At 38.4% G+C, this 323-nt stretch carries 1 protein-coding gene; it reads right to left on the bottom strand.

Annotation, left to right across the window (positions count from 1 at the left end):
- A partial coding sequence (locus Q0856_RS18090; RefSeq protein WP_298507243.1) for a hypothetical protein occupies window positions 1–323 on the bottom strand: 323 nt, incomplete at both ends.

Genomic DNA, 323 nt, shown 5'->3' with positions numbered 1-323 from the left:
CCTGCTACATCTGCATTAATTGTTGAAGCATTTACAGCATCTGCTGCGATATCTGCACTTGCTATTGTTCCGTCTAATATCTTAGCCGTAGTAATGGCATCATCTGAAACTGCTAATCTATAAGGACTTAATGTATCTCCTGATCCTGAAAGTGTTAATGTTCCATCTGCTGGACCTACCACTTCATTCCCTATAACTCCATCATTTTCTGTAACTGTTACAGAACCTAAATCTACTAATGTCCACGAAGATGTTGTATCATCCCATTGCATTACTTGACCATCTAAAGTACCATTAGCTAATTTATCCAGAGTTACAGCATC

Origin of the sequence: uncultured Maribacter sp. (assembly GCF_947496775.1) — a bacterium.
Classification (GTDB): domain Bacteria; phylum Bacteroidota; class Bacteroidia; order Flavobacteriales; family Flavobacteriaceae; genus Maribacter_B.
Note: the sequence above shows the minus strand (reverse complement) of the source record. Positions and strands in the feature narration are given on the sequence as shown.